General features: G+C 44.5%; 15 protein-coding genes and 1 pseudogene. 4 read left to right on the forward strand and 12 right to left on the reverse strand.

Features of this window, described 5'->3' with window-relative positions; genetic code table 11:
* The 8 genes from CWO27_RS18460 to CWO27_RS18495 all read right to left on the reverse strand — a co-directional run.
* Positions 1-1,054: S-(hydroxymethyl)glutathione dehydrogenase/class III alcohol dehydrogenase (locus CWO27_RS18460; RefSeq protein WP_258185205.1), on the reverse strand; the 1,054-nt coding region annotated here is incomplete at its 3' end.
* The gene (locus tag CWO27_RS18465; protein ID WP_441351763.1) at positions 954-1,445 is read right to left on the reverse strand and encodes an alcohol dehydrogenase catalytic domain-containing protein; all 492 of its coding nucleotides are present in this window, start codon (positions 1,443-1,445) and stop codon (positions 954-956) included. The genes CWO27_RS18460 and CWO27_RS18465, both read right to left, overlap by 101 nt.
* A 214-nt stretch (positions 1,446-1,659) precedes the next feature.
* Positions 1,660-2,220, reverse strand: a complete 561-nt coding sequence (locus CWO27_RS18470; protein ID WP_102530197.1) for a sugar O-acetyltransferase — start codon at positions 2,218-2,220, stop codon at positions 1,660-1,662.
* Positions 2,221-2,394: 174 nt separating this feature from the next.
* Entirely contained in the window at positions 2,395-3,393 is a 999-nt protein-coding gene (locus CWO27_RS18475; protein WP_102530196.1) for a LacI family DNA-binding transcriptional regulator, read from the reverse strand.
* A 92-nt stretch (positions 3,394-3,485) separates the two neighbouring features.
* Positions 3,486-4,925: a 6-phospho-beta-glucosidase gene (locus CWO27_RS18480; RefSeq protein WP_107899339.1), complete on the reverse strand. Its 1,440-nt coding sequence runs from the start codon at positions 4,923-4,925 to the stop codon at positions 3,486-3,488.
* Between the two features lie 277 nt (positions 4,926-5,202).
* Positions 5,203-6,333, reverse strand: a complete 1,131-nt coding sequence (locus CWO27_RS18485) for an RHS repeat-associated core domain-containing protein (protein ID WP_004736818.1) — start codon at positions 6,331-6,333, stop codon at positions 5,203-5,205.
* Entirely contained in the window at positions 6,323-10,015 is a 3,693-nt protein-coding gene (locus CWO27_RS18490) for an RHS repeat protein (protein WP_107899340.1), read from the reverse strand. The genes CWO27_RS18485 and CWO27_RS18490 overlap by 11 nt, the downstream gene beginning before the upstream one ends.
* Before the next feature lie 63 nt (positions 10,016-10,078).
* Entirely contained in the window at positions 10,079-11,206 is a 1,128-nt protein-coding gene (locus CWO27_RS18495) for a hypothetical protein (protein WP_102431558.1), read from the reverse strand.
* Positions 11,207-11,989: 783 nt separating this feature from the next.
* On the opposite strand from CWO27_RS18495, the pseudogene CWO27_RS18500 reads away from it, so the two are divergent.
* Positions 11,990-12,904: pseudogene (locus CWO27_RS18500) on the forward strand (DMT family transporter).
* Positions 12,905-12,980: 76 nt separating this feature from the next.
* On the opposite strand, the gene CWO27_RS18505 reads toward CWO27_RS18500, so the two are convergent.
* Together CWO27_RS18505 and CWO27_RS18510 are read right to left on the reverse strand one after the other, a co-directional pair.
* Positions 12,981-13,505 (reverse strand): hypothetical protein, encoded by a 525-nt coding sequence (locus CWO27_RS18505; RefSeq protein ID WP_107899379.1) that lies wholly within the window; start codon positions 13,503-13,505, stop codon positions 12,981-12,983.
* 41 nt (positions 13,506-13,546) lie between these two features.
* A complete protein-coding gene (locus tag CWO27_RS18510; protein WP_107899341.1) occupies positions 13,547-13,936 on the reverse strand; it encodes a VOC family protein in 390 nt (129 codons plus the stop codon).
* A 230-nt stretch (positions 13,937-14,166) separates the two neighbouring features.
* Between CWO27_RS18510 and CWO27_RS18515 the strand changes: the two genes are divergently transcribed.
* On the forward strand, positions 14,167-15,045 hold the full coding sequence (locus CWO27_RS18515) for a DMT family transporter (RefSeq protein ID WP_107899380.1): 879 nt from the start codon (positions 14,167-14,169) through the stop codon (positions 15,043-15,045).
* Here the strand turns inward: CWO27_RS18515 and CWO27_RS18520 are convergent.
* Positions 15,042-15,944 (reverse strand): LysR family transcriptional regulator, encoded by a 903-nt coding sequence (locus CWO27_RS18520; protein WP_048660913.1) that lies wholly within the window; start codon positions 15,942-15,944, stop codon positions 15,042-15,044. The two genes, CWO27_RS18515 and CWO27_RS18520, sit on opposite strands and share 4 nt — an antisense overlap.
* A 188-nt stretch (positions 15,945-16,132) precedes the next feature.
* On the opposite strand from CWO27_RS18520, the gene CWO27_RS18525 reads away from it, so the two are divergent.
* A complete protein-coding gene (locus CWO27_RS18525) occupies positions 16,133-18,205 on the forward strand; it encodes an alkyl/aryl-sulfatase (protein ID WP_107899342.1) in 2,073 nt (690 codons plus the stop codon).
* A 344-nt stretch (positions 18,206-18,549) separates the two neighbouring features.
* Complete coding sequence (locus tag CWO27_RS18530; RefSeq protein WP_107899343.1) at positions 18,550-19,374, forward strand: SDR family NAD(P)-dependent oxidoreductase; 825 nt, start codon at positions 18,550-18,552, stop codon at positions 19,372-19,374.
* A 19-nt stretch (positions 19,375-19,393) separates the two neighbouring features.
* On the opposite strand, the gene CWO27_RS18535 is transcribed toward CWO27_RS18530, so the two are convergent.
* Positions 19,394-20,095: a lipoate--protein ligase family protein gene (locus CWO27_RS18535; protein ID WP_107899344.1), complete on the reverse strand. Its 702-nt coding sequence runs from the start codon at positions 20,093-20,095 to the stop codon at positions 19,394-19,396.
* Between the last annotated feature and the right edge of the window lie 197 nt (positions 20,096-20,292).

Raw genomic sequence — 20,292 nt, forward strand, 5'->3', positions numbered from 1 at the left:
CAAACTCACCTGCCATGTAACGGTTTACGATTTCTGGAAGCTCAGAGCGGCCTTTAACACCACCGAAAGCAGAACCACGCCATACACGACCGGTTACTAGTTGGAATGGACGAGTTGAGATCTCTTGACCTGCGCCTGCAACACCGATGATTACAGATTCGCCCCAACCTTTGTGACAACATTCAAGCGCTTGACGCATCACGTTTACGTTACCAATACATTCGAAAGAGTACTCAACACCACCGTCTGTCATCTCAACGATAACGTCTTGGATTGGCTTGTCGTAGTTCATTGGGTTGATGCAGTCAGTCGCGCCAAGTTGTTTCGCTAGCTCGAATTTGCTCTCGTTGATGTCAACACCGATGATGCGGTCAGCACCAGCCATACGAGCACCAATGATTGCAGAAAGACCGATACCACCAAGGCCAAATACAGCAACGTTGTCGCCTTTTTCAACTTTAGCTGTGTTCAGTACCGCGCCCATACCTGTTGTAACGCCACAACCTAGAAGACAAACTTCTTCAAGTGGTGCTTCTTTGCTTACTTTTGCTAGTGAGATTTCTGGAAGTACTGTGTACTCAGAGAAAGTAGAACAACCCATGTAGTGGAAGATTGTCTCACCGTTGATAGAGAAACGGCTTGTGCCATCTGGCATTAGGCCTTTACCTTGAGTTTCACGAACCGCTTGGCAAAGGTTAGTTTTACCAGACTTACAGAATTTACATTCGCCACACTCAGCAGTGTAAAGTGGGATAACGTGATCGCCAACTTCAACGCTTGTCACGCCTTCGCCGATCATCTCAACGATACCGCCACCTTCGTGACCAAGAATAGAAGGGAAGATACCTTCTGGATCGTCACCTGATAATGTGAATGCGTCAGTGTGACAAACACCAGTCGCAACGATACGAACAAGTACTTCGCCAGCTTTTGGCAGTTCAACGTCAACCGTTTCACGCTTTAGTGGCTCGCCCGCTTGTGTACTCAGAGAAAGTAGAACAACCCATGTAGTGGAAGATTGGCTCACCGTTGATAGAGAAACGGCTTGTGCCATCTGGCATTAGGCCTTTACCTTGAGTTTCGCGAACCGCTTGGCAAAGGTTAGTTTTACCAGACTTACAGAATTTACATTCGCCACACTCAGCTGTGTAAAGTGGGATCACGTGGTCGCCAACTTCAACGCTTGTTACGCCTTCGCCAACCATTTCAACGATACCGCCACCTTCGTGACCAAGGATAGAAGGGAAGATACCTTCTGGATCGTCACCTGAAAGAGTGAATGCGTCAGTGTGACAAACACCAGTAGCAACGATACGAACAAGTACTTCGCCAGCCTTTGGCAGTTCAACGTCAACGGTTTCACGCTTTAGCGGCTCACCCGCTTTCCAAGCAACCATAGCTTTAGATTGGATATGAGTTTGACCATGTTTGATTTCGATAGTCATGTGATATTTCCTATATTAGTCAGTCAACGTTGAGCTTGTTTGTTATCGCTCTCTCGTTTTGTTGGGGCTAGTATAGGTAGGGATATTAATTTTGATAATCCCCTATTTTTGGAAATGATTATTACATATTGGTAATAATGAATCGAGAAAGCTAAGTCCCTCACGTACACATAGAGAATCGCTCTAATGTAGATGATGGAAGTATTCAGTAAACTTAGTCGTTATCGATCGATTTCAGCACTTTACATGGATTGCCCACCGCAACCACATTGGTTGGAATGTCTTTAGTCACCACACTTCCAGCGCCAATCACACTGTTCTTACCAATGTTCACGCCTGGGCATATGATTACGCCCGCACCAATCCAAGCATTGTCACCAATAGTAATTGGTGTACCGAACTCAACACCTTGTTCAACGCGTCCTTTAACGTCTAGCGGGTGTCCTGCTGTTAACACCTGAACATTTGGCGCGAACAACACATTGTCGCCAATCGTTACCTCTGCCACGTCTAAAACTACGCAGTTAAAGTTGGCATAGAAGTTCTTACCCAGCTTAATGTTTGAGCCATAGTCACAACGAAATGGCGGCTCTAAATAGGCACCTTCAGAATCAGGAATCAGCTTATCAATTGCCGTGCGCCACTCATTGGTATCTGGAATGCTGTTATTAAGTTTTTGCAATACCTTACGACACTCGATTCGCTCCGCGTACAGCTGCTCATCCCATGCTAAATAAGGCTCACCAGCTAACATTTTTTGTTTTTCTGTTTTCACGTTACTTACCTCTTTTCACACTACTTACCTAAAAATGGTCAATTCAACGACCAAAGAACGCAATATCGCATATCTAATAAAGCGGAGTAAGCAAGGCTTTAGCACGATTTCAGAGATGTATAGCCCATCACTTTTTGTAGGCCAAATATGAAATCGACTCTCTGTTAATTGAGCTTAAATACGCTGAGCAACTGAATCGCGCAGCACCAAACTGCCGGTAGTGTTGATGGCCTCAGCTTGTTCAGCATCACCAACAATTTTCAGGATCGCCTTTTGTATCATCTGCTCCAGCGGTACGCTGACAGAGGTTAAGCTTGGTGTGAGGAATTCACCCACTTTGCTGTTATCAAAGCCGACGATAGAGATGTCTTTGGGCAATGAATAACCCAGCTTTGTTAACGCCTTAATCGCGCCAATCGCCATGTCATCGTTTTCAGACAAGATCGCAGTGAAGCTTGCTTTGCTCTCCGCTAAAGCTCGCCCGGCACGGTAACCACTTTCCATCGTCCAATCGCCCTGAACGACTTTGGTTTCATCTAGTGCAACACCGTGCTTGGTTAGTACATCTTGATAGGCTTTAAAACGCTGTTCATCGGTCGATGAACTAGCTTTACCACGAATGACCGCAATATCTGTATGGCCCTGTTCAATAATGTGTTCAACCATCAAACAAGCACTTTGATAATGATCGGTGGTGATCGCGTGCTCAGGCTTCGAAGGCATTTCGCGGTTAAGCACCAGAATCGGAGTATCGGTGCTATCGATGATCTGCGCTATCTCGATTTCCGTTAAACATTGCGGATAGATGATGATGCCCGCGCATTTCATATCGAGTAGGAAGTTGATCGCTTTTCGCTCATCTTCAGCACTGTGTTTACCATCGGTGATCACCAATTGGTGATTCGACTTTTCACTGTATGAAGCCGCGTGGTACATCAAGGAAGAAAAGTAAGGGCCGTTGAACAACTCATTGGTAATAACAAAGCCGATGAAGTTGGTCTTCTTGGTCGCCAATTGCTGAGCTAACAAGTTTGGTCGATAGCCCGTTTCTTGAATCGCATCAAATACCTTTTTCACCACATCCGCGCGCACGATATTCTTGCCGTTTAAGACACGAGAAACCGTCGATTTAGATACGCCAGCGCGGTTCGCGACATCAAGCATTGTGACCATTCACTTACCCTTCTATAAAAAATTAGCCGACCTAAGCCAGCTAATTGTATCCGTGAAACGACAACGCACGCTGCCGCTCAATTGCAGGCATTCTAAATAGTGGCACCGTTAGATGCAATCACGCCTTTATACCACTCGAACGACTTCTTGCGTTTGCGTTCTAGTGAGCCAGATTGATCGTTGTGCTTATCTACGTAAATGAATCCGTAGCGTTTTTTCATCTCGCCCGTGGTGAACGACACTAAATCGATACAGCCCCAAGGGGTATAACCCATCAAATCAACACCATCAATCACAACGGCTTTTTTCATCTCTTTGATGTGGTCGCCAAGGTAAGCTATGCGGTAATCGTCATTAATGCTGCTATCTTCTTCAATGGTATCAACAGCGCCAAAACCGTTCTCAACGATAAACAATGGCACTTCATAACGTTCATACAGAGACGCTAAACAGAAACGCAAACCTGTTGGATCAATTGGCCAGCCCCAATCGCTCGACTTGATAAACGGGTTATCGACCGAGTTTTCATGACCGCCGTCCATCGCTTCTTCTGTCGATTGGTGAGAAGACGAATCCAATGTATTCGACATGTAGTAGCTAAAGCCTAAGTAATCGGCCTTACCTTCTTTTAGGATCTGCTCATCTTCTGGCTGCATTTCAATATTGAAGCCTTTAATAGCCCAATCACGCTTGGCGTAACTTGGGTAGTGACCACGAACCATGACATCAGAGAAGAAGTAACGATCACGCATCGCTTGCTGCGCCACCATGATGTCTTCTGGCTTTGAAGAACGAGGGTAGAAAGGCACCATCGCACACATTGCACCGATCTGAAGATCTGGGTTGATCTCATGACCTTTCTTAACTACCAATGCGCTTGCAACAAACTGGTGGTGAACCGCTTGGTACATCGCTTCTTGCGGTTTTTCGCACTGTGGGAACTTCACGCCAGAGCACAACCAACCGAAGATATCTGCCGAGGTATTCATTTGGTTGTTGATCTCGTTAAACGTCATCCAGTATTTCACTTTGTGCTGGTAACGCTCCATCACCGTGGTTGAGTACTTAACAAAGAAGTCGATCACTTTACGGTTCATCCAGCCACCGTATTCTTTGGCTAGATGGTAAGGCATTTCAAAGTGGCTCAGCGTCACAACTGGCTGAATATCGTATTTCAGAAGCTCATCAAACAGGTCATCGTAAAATTTTAAGCCCGCTTCACATGGCTCAGCTTCATCACCATTCGGGAAAATACGCGTCCACGCGATACTAGTACGGAAACACTTAAAGCCCATCTCAGCAAATAACTTAATGTCTTCTTTGTAGCGATGGTAGAAATCAACCGCCACTTGGTTTGGGTAGTTTTCACCATCGATTACACCATCGGTGATTCGACGTTGTACACCGTGAGCGCCCGCTGTCAATACATCAACAACACTGACACCTTTACCATTCGCATCCCAGCCGCCTTCTAGCTGATGCGCCGCAACCGCGCCACCCCATAAAAAATCGTTTGGAAATTCGTTGTTCATACCATCACTCGCTACAAGTTATTCGCTAGAAAATAGATAGGTTTAAGATAACAAACTTAAAAGCTGCAACTCTGAAACCGGTTTCAAGGTGCAATGAAGATACACACCGAAACAGGTTTCAGCAACTGTTTTTGATCTTTTTTTGATCACAAAGTGAATCTAAGGGAAGTGCTCATGATTTACAGCTAACGTTCAAAAACGCCAATAATAAATACAAAAAAACCAGCTCAACTAAGATTGAGCTGGCTTTACATTGTTCAAGAAAAAATAGAGCAGGCTAAGACAATGGCAATTGACGGATCATTTGCTGTACTTCATTACCATATTTTATGCGCTGTCTGGTCTCTTCGAGTGCGTACATTTGGGTCTTCTTAGCAGCAGGGTTAGCACTTCTGCCTTCAGTTACCATATTATCCGCTGATGACTTTTCCTGATCCAAGCGCCCAGGTATCGTTTTGACCGTAGACCAGCCCAAACTGCCAATCGAGCGCGCCGTCATTATACCTTGATAGATGGTATAGCCTCGTGCACCAACCTTTACCTGCCCAAGGAGGATCTTTGTGTAGCCACCGTGAATCGGGGGAGGCGTGTACGTCATCGTCTTGCCGCCCTGAGTCATTCTGGTCGCAATCACCCGTCCCTCAGAGCTGCCTATTCGCATGGCCGGGTTCGTTTTACTCGCCCATGCCACATTGTACTCACTCGAAGGCCTGATTTTATTCATTAAGCGAGAGCCAAGGCCTGGCTGTGTCACATCTTCCAGAGCACCGCCAGCTCTTACCCAACGCAGATTCTGAACCGACTTATAGGCCGAATACCCGCCACTTACCACACCAATAATATCGAAAGGAATCGTCGCTATATCAAGTTTACGGGAAATGTCCCCATCATCGATAACACCAGATGCAATTTGCAATGCGCCACTGGTCATCCCAGCAATACCACCGATGATACCAGCCGCCAACACCAAGCTTGAACCACCAGTAGGTGCCGCCAATGCAATACCAACTATCCCAGCAAGTACACCAAAAGCACCAAACAAGATCTTGCTGATATTCAAGTGCCCACTTGGGTCAGTGAAATTAATAGGATCATTGTGACAATACACATAAGCATTATGAACACCCTCATTAAAAGGCGCCAAACTGTCGGGGGCATTGAAACGCATCAGCTTAGGTTGGTAAACACGATAGCCTTGTCCTAAGTGATAACCTTGTAACACGGGGTCTAGCCACTCACCATTGAAGCCAATGTCTGAATGAGAGATTGTCATCGACTGCGCCATCGCCAAACGAACTGAAGTCGGTAGCAAGGATATGCCACCAGCCACTGCCGCTGTTTGACCAATTTTAATCAGAAACTGACGGCGATTAAGTGGGGTAATAAATACCGAGTCTTTATTCTTCATTTACATTCCCCGCTTGATCGCGTTGTCCATATGGAGAGTAACGGTACATCGAACCCGTTTTCCCTGAAGTATTAGAGGCAATGACAGAACCATTTTGATCCGTCGCCAACAACGTGGTTTCCGAGTCCATCTCTGACCATTTAGGCACTCCTTCGTGATAGATATACTGAGTGAGTTTGCCATTTTCCTCGATCGAAGCGAGGTCACCCAATAGATAGTTAAAGTGACGAGATTCAGAAACGGACTGTTGTGTAGACAGTCGGTCGTTGCTGTCATATTGATAGAGCCATTCGGTATTATCAGCTAACACACGCTGTAATCGGTCGAAATTGTCATATTCAAGAATTCGACCATCCGCATCTTGAGTCATGTTGCCATTCAAGTCGTACTCGATTGATATTTGGCTATCAAGTTTTGGATGAGAGTGAGTAATACTGGTCAACCGACTAGGGTCATCCGACTCGTAAAAATAACGAGCGAAATCTTCAGATTCGGCCGTCAATGTACGCTGAGTCAACATATTACCCAGCTCGTCATAGCTCCATTCAATTGAAGTCATTGGCTGTCCCCAATCACTCAAAGGTCCCGCCCCAAAGAATTCGACTTTAGTAAGCTGAGCAAGCTCGTCATAGGTATAGCTTTCTGTCAGGTTGCCTAATGTCGCACACTCTTTGGTACGAGATTCGAGCATACCCAGCGCGTTATATTCTTGTGATTGCTCAAAGATATAATGGTTGTTCAAGGCAACAGCACGATTCACTTCACGGCTGTACTCATCCCAATCAAGCTCCGTAATTTGGGTTTGATTACCAGACACTAAAGTCTCGACGATCACCCGATCAAACTCGTCATACTCGTAATAAACCGTTGTCGAGTTTGAGCTCAGCTTCACCAAGCGTCCGAGTTCATCATAACCATACTGTCGAGTATCCGTGTCGCTATCAACGGCAGCGATAACCCCGCCATCCGAATAGCTGTAGTAACGAATCTGTCCATCATTTACCTCAACTTCAGGCAACCCCTTCGACGAATAGGTGATGGTACTTTGATTGCCTTCACTATCTTGACTCCCGGTTTGCAAGCCGGATATTGGGTCATGACTATAGTTAGCAACCTGCCCATCAGACGACTTGGCACTCAATACACCCAATTGACTATCGCGAGTAAACTTACGCACTGGCGCTGACAAGCTAGTTTCAGTTTCAGGAATATTACTGCTGTCTGAGTAGGACCAACTCAGCGCCGCTTGAGTACTCGCACCGCGTCGTAGTGATCGCTGACGCCCTAAGCCATCAATGTCACGTTGTCCCACCGTTGTCCCACCAATCTTCAGGTCTACAACCTGTGACTGATCGGTATGCTCAGCATAGTTGATGTCGTGATCGACACCGTTCGCTTGAGTCATGCGAATCACGCGATCAAAACGGTCGTAATGGTAGTGCTTAGATTGAGCAAGCGGGTTGGTTTCTTTGATCAGCCTTCCCCACGAGTCATACTCATAATTCCAGCTATGGATCCCTTGCTCTTTTTTATCTTCAAGGCCCCAAGTGTTTAGAGAGCTCACCGTCATGGTTAAGCCTTCAATACCCTGAGTTTTCTTACGCGATGCAAGGTTGTTAAATTCAACGCGACGTTTTCCGTTCGCAAGCAGTGTCGATTTAACCTGCCCCCAATCATCGTATTCATAGCTCTCAGTTAACACTACAGGCGCTGATCTGGAGTTTCGATCGGGCAGCACATCATAGGTACTCTTGCTTTGCAGCCTGCCAAACGCATCGTACATTTTGGTCCATACGACTGAACTTCCAACCTTGGCTTCTAATTCTCGCCCTTGACCATCCCAGCTCTGCTCACACAAGTTACCTTTGCAGTCAGTTAACAGCAGAGTTTGTCGGCTCAAGCCAGTATCAACAATGTATTGGTACGAACGGGAAGCACTTCCTTCAATTCGCTCTTCGGTGGTTCTTCGAAGCGTGTCATAAGCAAATGAACAGCTGACACCGTCAGAGTCAACATGTCGTGCTAACTCACCAATATCAAGGTAGTGACCAACAACAAGATTGGTTTTCGTATTATCATGACAAGTCAGTTCTTCGTGTTCTTCAAGAACATCATTATCCAATGCATACTGATAACGTGAAGTAGCAGAATAGACACCGTTAGGGTGAAGAATGTCATTTTGTACCGAAGCCAGTCGGCTAAATGAATAGGTATCACTAGTATCAGTTTGATAAGCGTAATGAGTTTGGTAACGTTGTGTATCTTCTTCTAGGCTCAGCACTACGTCTCGCTGACCATTTAACCCCTCTAGAGAAGCATACTGGTAAGCAATCACTCTTTGTTCAGAGCCATTGTCTAACGTGCGGGATTTAACGAAATTAACCATGCCCGTTGGTGATGCAGGGCAGCCCGCTTCTCCATTTTTAGCGTAGTATTCATAGTGTTCTGTAATACTATTCTCGTCGACAAACCTGAGCATGTTGCCGTATTCGTCATAGTCCCAGAATCTATTTTGAGCTTGGCTATCCGCTCCAGAAAGCCAAACCTGCTCCTCTTTACTGATCAATGAGTACTGAGCGGGTTGAGCGGAGAACTCTTGATTATCAAGGGCGGGGTAATCCAACCTTTTCAAATGAACCAGGTTGCCATCGACGTGTCGAGCTTCTTCAACAAGCAAGTGGAATTGATTGTAGGTTTGAGCCGTGACAATAGAGCCATTTTCAATTTTTTGTACGCGATAGCTGTACTCTCTGCCGCGCTCCAGCAAATTATCAAGCCCTTCGCTCAATTCTCCACCGGGCGATCCGTACCCCATAAAATTACGACTATCGGTACCAATACTGTCATAGGTCGTCGTGATGACAGGAGAGTTGAGAGTCAGTACATCATGAGAAGTCACCGCAGGCAAATAGGTCATCGAATTAATTCGAATGCCATTAGCTTTGTATCGCAGACTTTCCGTTAAACCACAAGGATGAACCACTTTCTCAATTAGCGTGTATGTACCAATGTTTAGATAACCAAAGCTATAGCTACCAGCGCGCTCAGGTAAGTCACACTTAACCAGCTTACTGTTATTTAGCGTAAGACCAAAAAAGGCCTCGTGGGTACTGCCAAGATTGGTAAAAATATTGACGCGACCTGTGCTCACATATTCAATCCACAGCAGCGCTGTTTGCTTGTTTGTTCTATCGTCCCAAATTTTGTCCAAGCGTTTCTTGCCGCCAACATTGAGCCAAGAGAAATAGAGGGCATGCCCATTGCTTTGGAGTACCTTAATGATGTCACCATCTTTATCTAAAATATCAGTACGGCCATTTTTATAAGTAATTTCGTAACCATTCGCGCTAGACGATACCGAAAAATCGAGCAACTTTTTGTAACGAATACTCATTTCTAGATTGGCATTTAATTCAGCGCGATAAGATTGCCCGTTGGCTAGATAGAGTTGTTTATTTTCAATATCGTATCTCGGAAGATTTAACTTCCAGCCTTTACCAAAACCAAGGTTATCTGCTGAGTATGGTGAGAATTGAATGGAGATATCGAGGTTTGGTCCCTTGAGCCAGTTACCAATAAGAGAGCCAAGTAAGATTTGGTATGAGTAGCTTCTGGTCCTTTGGTCTACACCGCCCGAACAAAAACTATCAAAGTTAAAAGCATTTGAAGTCCAATTAGACATAAATTTCCCCTAAAGTGGATGAGTTAGCTCAAATGCTTGAGCTAACTCTGTTTTGTTCGAGTGTTATTGGCTAACTAGGGTCCAACGGGTGTAATCCCACTTCTGACCACCACCAGTAAATTCACTTTGAGGATAAATAAGCTTCAATGGTCCCTTGTTACCGTATTGGTCGAATACAGTAAATCGGTACTCTTTTTGCGAATCGTTGTTTGACGTTCCGTTGTTCGAATATAACAGCTTGCTAAGAGTCACTGATCTTAGCTGTTGGTTAACACGCCACACAGCAGTTCGGCCTTCACCAGCAGCACTATTCCAAACATACTCGTCAGAGACATTGCGCTCTGAACCTGGAACAAATATATAGCCTTTCACAGAGCGATTATCGTCTGGGCAATCTGAGTAGCAGCCCAACCATTCATCGTTTAGGAACACTTTATCGCTATCCGACTCGTCAAAGTTATCCATAGCAACCTGAACCAGTTGAACGGACGTATCTTTCGGCGTCACATAAAAGTTACGCATCTCTGCTTTATCAAAATAGAACCCGTCGGCGTTGGCTTCTTCCCACACCAACTCACCTTCTCCAAGCTCAGAAAAATCAGCAGCACTGTAAGACTTAGGCTGCACGCTTTGGTAGAACGCACTGCTTTCATTCGGGAAGGCACAGCTATCGTAGTAATTGTTGTCATACTGGCTTCCGGCATCGAACTTAACCTTCATACACACTTCACGATATTGAGCGACTTCGTTGCTATACACCCAAGCGGTTAATTTAGTATCACTTGCTGAAACACGAGACGTAGGAAGGGTTTTCGAGTAACCGTAACTGCTGCCCATTTGGTGAGAGTAGTCATTTGGATTCAACGTGTATCCCCAACAACCGCTTCCGTAACTGCAGTCTTTATCTTTACCTAACTCCTGCCCACTATTCTTTAGGTAAAAAGATATCGCTCCCTCTAAGTCACTCTTAGATACGGTCACTGGTCTGCCGTAGCTATCCGCAAAAGAAACAGAAACACTGAGTTTGGACTGCATTCTCCCGTTAGCATAAAAAGGCATCGGCACACCGTTGCTTTCGTTATGATCAGCCGTTAGGTCATCATCTACCACATGATAGTCGCCATTAATTGCAGCAACACTTACATTAGAAAAAACACACGCTGACATTGCTATTAACAATGACTTATTTATCGACAACTTCATAGTGTTGACCTTACATATTATTTATTAAGAAAATTAAAGAACAGACAACGTTATCACTGTATATGACGATTTTTTGATAATTAAACTCATCCTAAGGTCTTCACCTTATTTTTGAATTTATATTATCAACTATTACAAGTGGCATTATCCATTCTGATAACTATTGCTTACACGCTATTTAATTATTAAACAGCCAACACAAACTTAATTAATAACTTAATCAATGTAAAATCAGCCAGCATTCATGACACCTACCACATAACAGAAAAAAATGAACAACAATACCAAACATAAACAAACACTTAAATTGACAAATGCAACATCAAATCAAGATTATTCATTTATCAACCACGCTAATAATATAAATTTAATTATTTTTTTGTAAAAATAGCATATTTATTTGTCGTGACTCGCATCGTTACACCACCTTACTGTCAATACTATCACTGATTTTACATTGTTTTTATATTAACAATAACTATTCGAGACAATTACCCTTATCAATAAAGTGGTAATATTCATGATTCAGCTTATTCCCTCAGAATTTATCCAGCTCGTTAATTACGTCAAAATATGAAAGTTGCCGTGGAATTACGAACATGTTCATTTATTAACCGAGATTTTTATTTTTTCATCTGATTTCTATTAATATAAATAATGACAAGTTAATGAGTTCTATTAATGATTCCTCTCAATATTTTGAAAAGCTTGTTTGACCCGTCTACCAGTGTAGGCTTTAGACTTCATACTCAATTTACATCGAGGTATGTCATGTCTATAAATCGTTCCTTTGCAGTGCCTCAACCACTGCTGTCATTTTTTAATTCGCTATCCGACCCAGCCAAAGGAATTGCACTCGCGCTTATCTCGAACGCGCTGTTTATTTTAGTGGGTGTGATCGTGCGAGAGTTAAGCCAAACCATCGACATCTTCCAAATTCTACTGTTTCGTCAGCTTGTTTTTGTGACTCTGTTAATGCCTTCTATGGTCAATAACATGGATGCGATGCTCAATCCTAAGATGGTGTCGATGCATGTGTGGCGCGTCACCGGGGCGTTCATCGCCCTCTACTTTAGCTTCTTAACCGTGAGTAACATTCCCTTTGCCGACGCGACCGCGTTAGGGTTTATGAAGGTGTTGTTTGTGGCAGTCATTTCCCGCCTGTTCCTGCAAGAAAACGTAGGCTGGGCACGAATGGCAACCATATTGGTAGGGTTTACTGGGGTGATGTTGGTCGTGCAACCGACGTTAGAAAGTGAGTCTTTGTTCTATATCGGGACGGGGTTGGTTGCTGCGTTAGGTGCGGCGATAGCGGTTATCTGTGTGAGAAAAATGGCTAATATAGAATCCAAGGTCGTGGTGTTGGCTTATCAAGCGATATTCGTTGGCGCAGTCGCTCTAGTTCCGGCAATTATTGAGTGGAAATGGCCAACAGGTTCTGAATTCCTGCTGTTGATATTGGTTGGTGTGATCTCGTCTATTGGTCAATGGTTTGGTGTGACGGCCTACAAATGGGGAGAAGCGAACGTGGTTTCAAATGTTGAGTACTCACAAATGATCTACTCAATGATTCTTGGTTAATTGTTGTTTGCTGAACTGCCGAACTCTGTCGCCTTAGTTGGCGCAGCTGTTATCGTATTGAGTGCCATCATGCCTTTTGTAATCAAGGCTAAAAAGAGCAAATAACTCGAAGCTAATCACTGCTACAACCATACCATCAAGCCCCTATTGTATTAAATTGGGGCTTCTCTTTTATCTCAAATCAATGCTGCTCAAAATATTGGTCATGTTGAGATTTTCCAGATTGGTCTTGAGTGCCAGGATAGAACTGTACAAGCGTTTGATCAGCTAAAGTGAGGTGAATCCAACCCTCTTTGACTTTCAGCCAATTAGTGCCGCTTGTCTCATAGACAATAGGAAAGCTGCCCCAACCTGATTCTGATACCTGCAACTCTTGAAAACGGTCAATTGGAGTGAGTTTATTGCTGTTGAAATCAGCATTAGAGTAAACCAGCAGAGGCTCGATAGCATCGGTTGGCTTAAACGTATAACAACTGATAGACGCAGAAGTGCGATCAAACCATTGATACGGTTGAGCTCCGGTTAGATCGTAAACCGTACAATCATTGAATTTGATAGCCCAGTTTTGATGATCTTTGAAGCCAAGGTAGCCAATCGATTGAGATGGTTCGATTGTCGTCTCTGGTGCATCAACCTGCGCTAGCTCCGAAGACGCACATCCCACCAAACTCAGACTAAAAACAAAAGCCAACATGCACTTCATCACTGCCCCCTCAAATCCGTAAGTCATTCAATCAAGTCCTTACATTAAACGGTAAGTTCCAAGCGATTACCATCAGGATCGAGGACACAGCTCTCATAATATCCATCGCCCGTTCTTCTTGGACCGTCTAAACGTTCATAACCATCTTCGACTAAGCGGTGAGTCAGTTCATCGACGGCTTGTTCTGACCCCAACGAAATCGCCATATGAACAAAGCCAGTGAACTGATCATAGATGTCATCTTTCGATTCAGGCACAGAATCCATTTCCATGATCTCTAAACGACTTCCAGTTTCGAAAGACAGGAAGTATGAAGAGAAACCTTTGGTTGGGTTGTGATATTTTGAGTTTGATGTTGCGCCGAAATAGTCTTCATAAAATCGTTTCAACACTTCGAGTTGTTTGGTCCAAATCGCGATATGTTCGATCTTCATTTTTATCACTTAATGTTTACGTATGACACTAGATTACTCGCCAAATAAGGAAGGATAAACAGAACAGAATTCATCAAAGATGTTCCTATTTAAGGATCGGCTGAATTATCAAAATAACAACAATTAGCTGCACAGTATTAACATCTAAGTTTGTGTAATACATAGCTTTGATCCATAGTCGGGTTTTTACACAATCCGAGATTTACACTGTGAGCTTTTTAAAACTGATCATGCTAGCTGCAATATGGGGAGGCTCGTTCCTTTTCATGAGAATTGCCGCGAATCCATTGGGCCCAGCGGTGTTGATTGAAGCTCGAGTGCTGTGCGCTGCCGTCACTCTACTCTTGGTTTCTTTTTACCTGAAAAGGAAGCTCTCTTTTAATTCTCATGCGAAACACTTTTTCATTCTTGGCTTATTTAACACTGCGCTTCCTTTTTTGTTTTTCGCTTATGCCGCACAGACACTGAACGCCTCGACACTTGCTATCTTGAACTCAACCGCGCCAATTTGGGCGGCAATCATAGGTGCAATATGGACCAAAACTACACTCGAGGCGCGTGTTCTACTAGGGCTTGGGATTGGGGTAACAGGAGTTGGCGTGTTAGTCGGTTGGGATGCGATGAATATTGGCCAAGAAGCTATACTTCCTATTTTTGCTGCGGTGATGGCGGCCTTTAGTTACGGAATAGCGTCAAACTATACCAAACAAGCACCTAAAGTTGAGGCATTCAATAATGCTCATGGCAGCATGTGGGCGGCAGTATTAATCGTATTGCCATTTGTGTTCTTCATTCCGATGAGAGAAGCACCCAATCTCACCATTACCATGTCGGTCATCTTGTTGGGCGCTGTATGTACTGGATTAGCGTACCTACTTTATTTCAACCTCATCAATGAACTTGGTGCGCCTTCGGCTCTATCTGTCACCTTCTTGATTCCTGTTTTTGGCATCTTATGGGGCAACCTTTTCTTAGATGAAGCGATTGGTATCAACACAGTGGTTGGTTCAATTCTTGTTATCACTGGTACTATGTTAGTAACCGGAATGACGCCGTCTAAGATGATAGAGGGCGCCAAACAGAAACGAGCAGCAAGAGCGGCTCGTTAGTCGGCCATGTATTGTTGAATCCTGTTTCTCAACCACTGATGAGCAGGATTTAAATCGGTTCTCTTATGCCAAATCATATACTGCTTCATGGGCAAGACCTCGAAAGGCTGGTCGAGCACTTGCAGTTGGAATCGCTCCGCAAACTGATTAGCAAAATCACGAGACGTGCTACCAACACAGTCTGAACCAGAGACCAACACACACATCGTCATCAATGAATCACATTCGGAACTGACTTTTCGTTGCTGTATCGGGCTTTTTGTAAAGTAATCTGCGGTATAGAGGCGAGAGCGACGCATTCTGAAGGTGATGTGTTTCTCATGATAGTACTGCTCTTCCGTTACCGAACCATCAATCCTTGGGTGCCCTTTCTTGGCGATCAATACGAGCTCATCTTCGATCACTTGCTGGTTCATATAACCATTCACTTGTGGGTAGTGAATATCGATCGCCAAGTCGGCTTGTTGCATGCTCAAACTCTGCAGAAGATCTTCCTCATTGCTTGGCACCATATTGAATTCGATTGAGATATTTCCCAGCGTTTCATCTTGCTCGACAAGGGGCTGAAGCTTGGTTAAACCGATCTCATTCACTAGAAGTCTGAATACATGATGCTGCTGGTTATCGAATTGCTTTAAAGTACTGACTGCGCTGGTTATCCCCTCGAGTGCGGGTTCTACTCGGCTTGCCAGTTGCACCGCAGCGTTAGTCGGAATGATCCCTCGACCTTCACGAATAAACAGGTCAGTATCAAGCTGAGATTGGAGTCGCTTCAATGCACCACTCACTCCTGGCTGAGTCATACCCAGTGATTCCGATGCTAAGGTAATCGACTTTAATCGGTATACTTCCAAAAACACGCTCAGCAAATTCAGGTCTAACTTTTCAACATCACTCACAATCACTCTCCATGTTAGGTGTGGTCGCATCGAGCCTACGAGGAGCTTTCGGCTTCAATATGTCACTATTAAGCATACAACACATAACAGTTCGTGATGTGTTAAATAAAGCTTACTTTATTTTTTGCTATATGTCTTATTCCTATAATCGCCTCAACGAAACAAAATTCTGAAATGAAGAGGCTATTATGAAAACTTCTCGCACATTCAAAAATGCATCACTGTTCCTAGCTATTTCTCTCGCATTCCCTGCGGTTGCAGCCAATCATGACCACGCACACTTCAGCGAAATTGGCGACCAAGGTGGCAAAAATGCAACCGAAATGACCACTAAAGCAAACAACGAGTTCGCAAAAACTCTTAACTTTGCTGATATTCGCGCTTTTGAGAATAACAACAAAGGCTTGATTGCTAGCTTTGACCAAGAGACTGGCGACATCATTCGCAATAGCTTTAACTTCATCGATCCAAGTGTTAATAACGCAGACCAAGCACCTGATTCGGTAAACCCTTCACTTTGGCGCCAAGCGGTATTAAACCAAGCGGCTGAAGGTTTATATGAAGTTGTTCCGGGTAAAGTATACCAAGTTCGTGGTGCCGATTTGGCATCTATCTCTTTCATCCGTAGTGACAACGGTTGGATCGCCTACGATGTTCTTCTCACCAAAGAAGCGGCCGCTAAGTCACTAAAATTCTTCAAGAACAATGTTCCTGATGGTGGCGAACTGCCTGTTGTCGCAATGATTTACTCTCACTCGCACGCCGATCACTTTGGTGGCGCTCGTGCAATCAAAGACGCGTACCCAGATGTAAAAGTGTACGGCTCGAAAAACATTACTAAAGAAATCGTCGACGAAAACGTATTGGCGGGTAATGCAATGTCTCGTCGTACTGCTTATCAATATGGTGCAACACTGAATCGCCATGAGCACGGTATTGTCGATGCGGCGCTCTCAAAAGGCTTATCGACGGGTAGCATTACCTACGTACTGCCAGACTATGAGCTGAACCATAACGAAGAAATTGAAACTCTGGTTATCGACGGGCTAGAAATGCAATTCATGGACGCATCTGGGACGGAAGCAGCCTCTGAGATGGTGACTTATATCCCGAGTATGAAAGCACTATGGACGGGCGAACTGACCTATCAAGGCATGCACAACCTATATACCCTACGTGGTGCAAAAGTACGTGATGGCTTGAAGTGGTCGAAGAAGATCAACGAAATGTTGGTGACATGGGGCGAAGAAACTGAGGTGTTATTCGCCTCTCACTCAGCCCCAGTTTGGGGTGAAGAAGAGATTTCTGACTACTTAAAAATGCAACGTGATGCTTACGGCTTTACTCATAACCAAACGCTTCGCTTAGCCAACAACGGTGTGGTTCTGCAAGACATCGGTGATGCGATTTACGAAGTAATGCCAGACAGCATTCAGCAGACTTGGCACACCAACGGTTACCACGGTACTTACTCTCACAACGCTCGCGCTGTGTACAACATGTACCTTGGTTACTTCGACATGAACCCAGCGAACCTAAACCCATTACCAATCGAGCCAGAATCGGTAAAGTTTGTTGAGTACATGGGCGGCAGCGATGCTGTGATTGAAAAAGCGCAGAAAGACTTCCAAGACGGAGAATACCGCTTCGTTGCAACCGCATTGAACAAGGTGATTCAAGCAGAACCAGATAACAAAGTTGCACGTGGCCTATTGGCAGATACTTACGAGCAATTGGGTTATCAATCAGAAGGCGCAGGTTGGAGAAACATCTACCTAACGGGCGCTCAAGAGCTTCGCATTGGCACTCAGCCGGGCGCACCAAAAACGGCATCTCCGGACGTGTTAGCGAACATGACGATTGAAAACCTACTCGATTACTTAGCCGTAAAAGTGGATTCTCTAAAAGCGCAAGAAACACCATTTACATTGAATATTCAGCTACCAGATGTGCAAGAGTTCTACTACGTTGAGATGTCTAACGGTAACCTGAATAACATTCAAGTAAGCGAGCTACAAGACGCGGATACGACACTGATCATCAATAAGTCTGACGTGTCTGATATCGTACTTAAGAAAACAAGCCTTGGAAAACTGTTAGAAGACGGACAAGCAGGCGTGAAAGGTGACAAATCATCTCTGAACAAACTGTTGTCTTCCCTGACTGAAGCTGACACCTCATTTGAGATTGTGCCGCGTCCAAACAAAGGTGAAGAAGTTGATGCAAAGCTATACCAAGATTCAGCGGTACACGCGCATTAAGCTCCAAAAAAATATCTATAAAATAACAACGTCAAACAAAGCCAATATAGGCTGAAAAAAGGCTAATAACGACCAAGCCTCAACTAAAAAATTTAGTTGAGGCTTTTTCTTGCAAGAGTATTTCCTCCAGCAGGCTTAAATCTTGCCATTACAAACCACTCACAAAAGCTTTAGAGAAATCGCAGTATAATATCCAGCCATCCTACCCGACTCAGTATTGTCATAATTCTCATTTACAGCACATTACCTAACCGTTGTTCCTCCCATCATGTGAACTAGTATGAATTTTGCGCACCGAATCTTTGTTATAAAAGTTACACGGGAAATGTTTCAAAGGAAGAAAAATGCAAAAAACAATTCTGATCACAGGGGCCACAGATGGCATTGGTTTAGAGACCGCAAAAGCGCTGACTCAGCAAGGACACCACGTTCTCATTCATGGCCGCAACCCAGCCAAAGTCCACAAGGTTGTGACAGCTTTATCTCGCCTGTCTAAGAACGCCATCATCGAAAGCTACATCGCCGACCTATCGACACTCTCTGAAGTTGAGGCGCTCGCAACCCAAATCAAAAGTAATCACAAGCGACTCGATATACTGATTAACAATGCTGGCGTATACAAGGTTTCGGAAGTCACCACCTCAGACAACCTTGATGTACGTTTTGTTGTAAATACCATTGCGCCTTATCTACTGACACAGGAGCTGCTCCCTCTTTTGGATGCGACAGGTCGTATCATCAACCTATCTTCAGCAGCCCAATCAACCGTAGATTTAGAAGCGCTTACCAGTCCGAACGCAGGCGAATTAGATGGCCCAGTTTACGCGCAAAGTAAGCTCGCGCTGACGATGTGGTCTATCGAATTGGCCAACACTCTATTAGATAATGGACCTGCGGTGATCCCGGTGAACCCTGCTTCTTTCCTGGGCAGTAAATTGGTCAAAGAGGCTTATGGCGTGGAAGGGAATGATCTGGCGATAGGAGCCGATATCCTTTGTCGCGCTGCACTCAATGACGAGTTTGCCAGCGCTTCCGGTCAATATTTTGATAATGATTCAGGGTTATTCAAAGATCCCCATGCCGATGCATTGAATCCCGCTAAAAACCGTAAATTAGTGGAAACGCTTGACCGGTTGCTAAAAGAGAAATTGTGCGTGGCACCCAGTTAATTCTGGTAGACACATAGCATCACACATGATTGATAAAGGCTTGGCTTAACTGCTGGAAGAGTGAGTCTACGTTGGGCAGAGGCGTCACATGCTCAGATAAAAGAGTATGAACGTGCGGCTCTACAACGGTTGGATTGCCGCAAATTTGATTATAAAAATTTACGGGTGCAACGATGTTCTCTAAGTCGACATCTAACAAGATACAGGCTTGTGAAAGTACTATTTGACCGCCCCCTCGTTTAAGTAAAACGCGCTGAGCAGTGCCCACTATTTTCTGTTTGTTGATATTGAGGTTGTAGTCGCCATCACAGTAAGAACCGGGAGTTGCATGCACATCCACATCGACACCTAGTTCTTTAAAAAACAGGGTTAAGACATTGCACAAGTGTAGATACGCTTTGGGGATGTTGTAGGCTTCGTCACGAGGCCAATGGTAAATGTGCGATAGGTTAATGACCCCTGGCAGTTGGGGAACGGGAGCGCCACCTGTTTTTCGCGAGGTGAGCTGCCAGCCTTGTGCCTCAAGTTGCTTTCTAGACTCTACCGTCACTGGCCACTTTTTACCTGCGGGCAAAACGAGTGTTGGCGTTTTTGCTTGCCATAGCATTAAGGCTTGTCCAATCTCTCCAGCCTGTATTTGCTGCAATAATTCAGCTTCTTTTTCAAACGCACGATCAACATCAATGTGCGGGTAACGTACGAGTTTATTCGTTAACTTCAATGCACTTTTCCTCAACAGATTGTGGTGACTTAGTATTTAACGTTCTGGGATGGTTGATGAGATAAACATATATCTTAAACCCAATGCAGCATAGCACCGATTACCTCTCCATCCTTTTTCCTTTCGCTATTGAGATGTATTGATTTAGCTAAACCACTTCCACTTTGATGGCTTCTGTCTAGCAAAGTTGTCTGATA

The organism is Vibrio sp. 10N.286.51.C3 (assembly GCF_003050065.1).
In the GTDB taxonomy this organism is placed as follows: domain Bacteria; phylum Pseudomonadota; class Gammaproteobacteria; order Enterobacterales; family Vibrionaceae; genus Vibrio; species Vibrio crassostreae.

Coding starts and splice junctions, on each gene's coding strand:
- CWO27_RS18475 (WP_102530196.1), bottom strand. CDS start 3,393: ATGGTCACAATGCTTGATGTCGCGAACCGCGCTGGCGTATCTAAATCG.
- CWO27_RS18465 (WP_441351763.1), bottom strand. CDS start 1,445: ATGACTATCGAAATCAAACATGGTCAAACTCATATCCAATCTAAAGCT.
- CWO27_RS18485 (WP_004736818.1), bottom strand. CDS start 6,333: ATGAAGAATAAAGACTCGGTATTTATTACCCCACTTAATCGCCGTCAG.
- CWO27_RS18490 (WP_107899340.1), bottom strand. CDS start 10,015: ATGTCTAATTGGACTTCAAATGCTTTTAACTTTGATAGTTTTTGTTCG.
- CWO27_RS18480 (WP_107899339.1), bottom strand. CDS start 4,925: ATGAACAACGAATTTCCAAACGATTTTTTATGGGGTGGCGCGGTTGCG.
- CWO27_RS18515 (WP_107899380.1), top strand. CDS start 14,167: ATGCTAGCTGCAATATGGGGAGGCTCGTTCCTTTTCATGAGAATTGCC.
- CWO27_RS18510 (WP_107899341.1), bottom strand. CDS start 13,936: ATGAAGATCGAACATATCGCGATTTGGACCAAACAACTCGAAGTGTTG.
- CWO27_RS18530 (WP_107899343.1), top strand. CDS start 18,550: ATGCAAAAAACAATTCTGATCACAGGGGCCACAGATGGCATTGGTTTA.
- CWO27_RS18525 (WP_107899342.1), top strand. CDS start 16,133: ATGAAAACTTCTCGCACATTCAAAAATGCATCACTGTTCCTAGCTATT.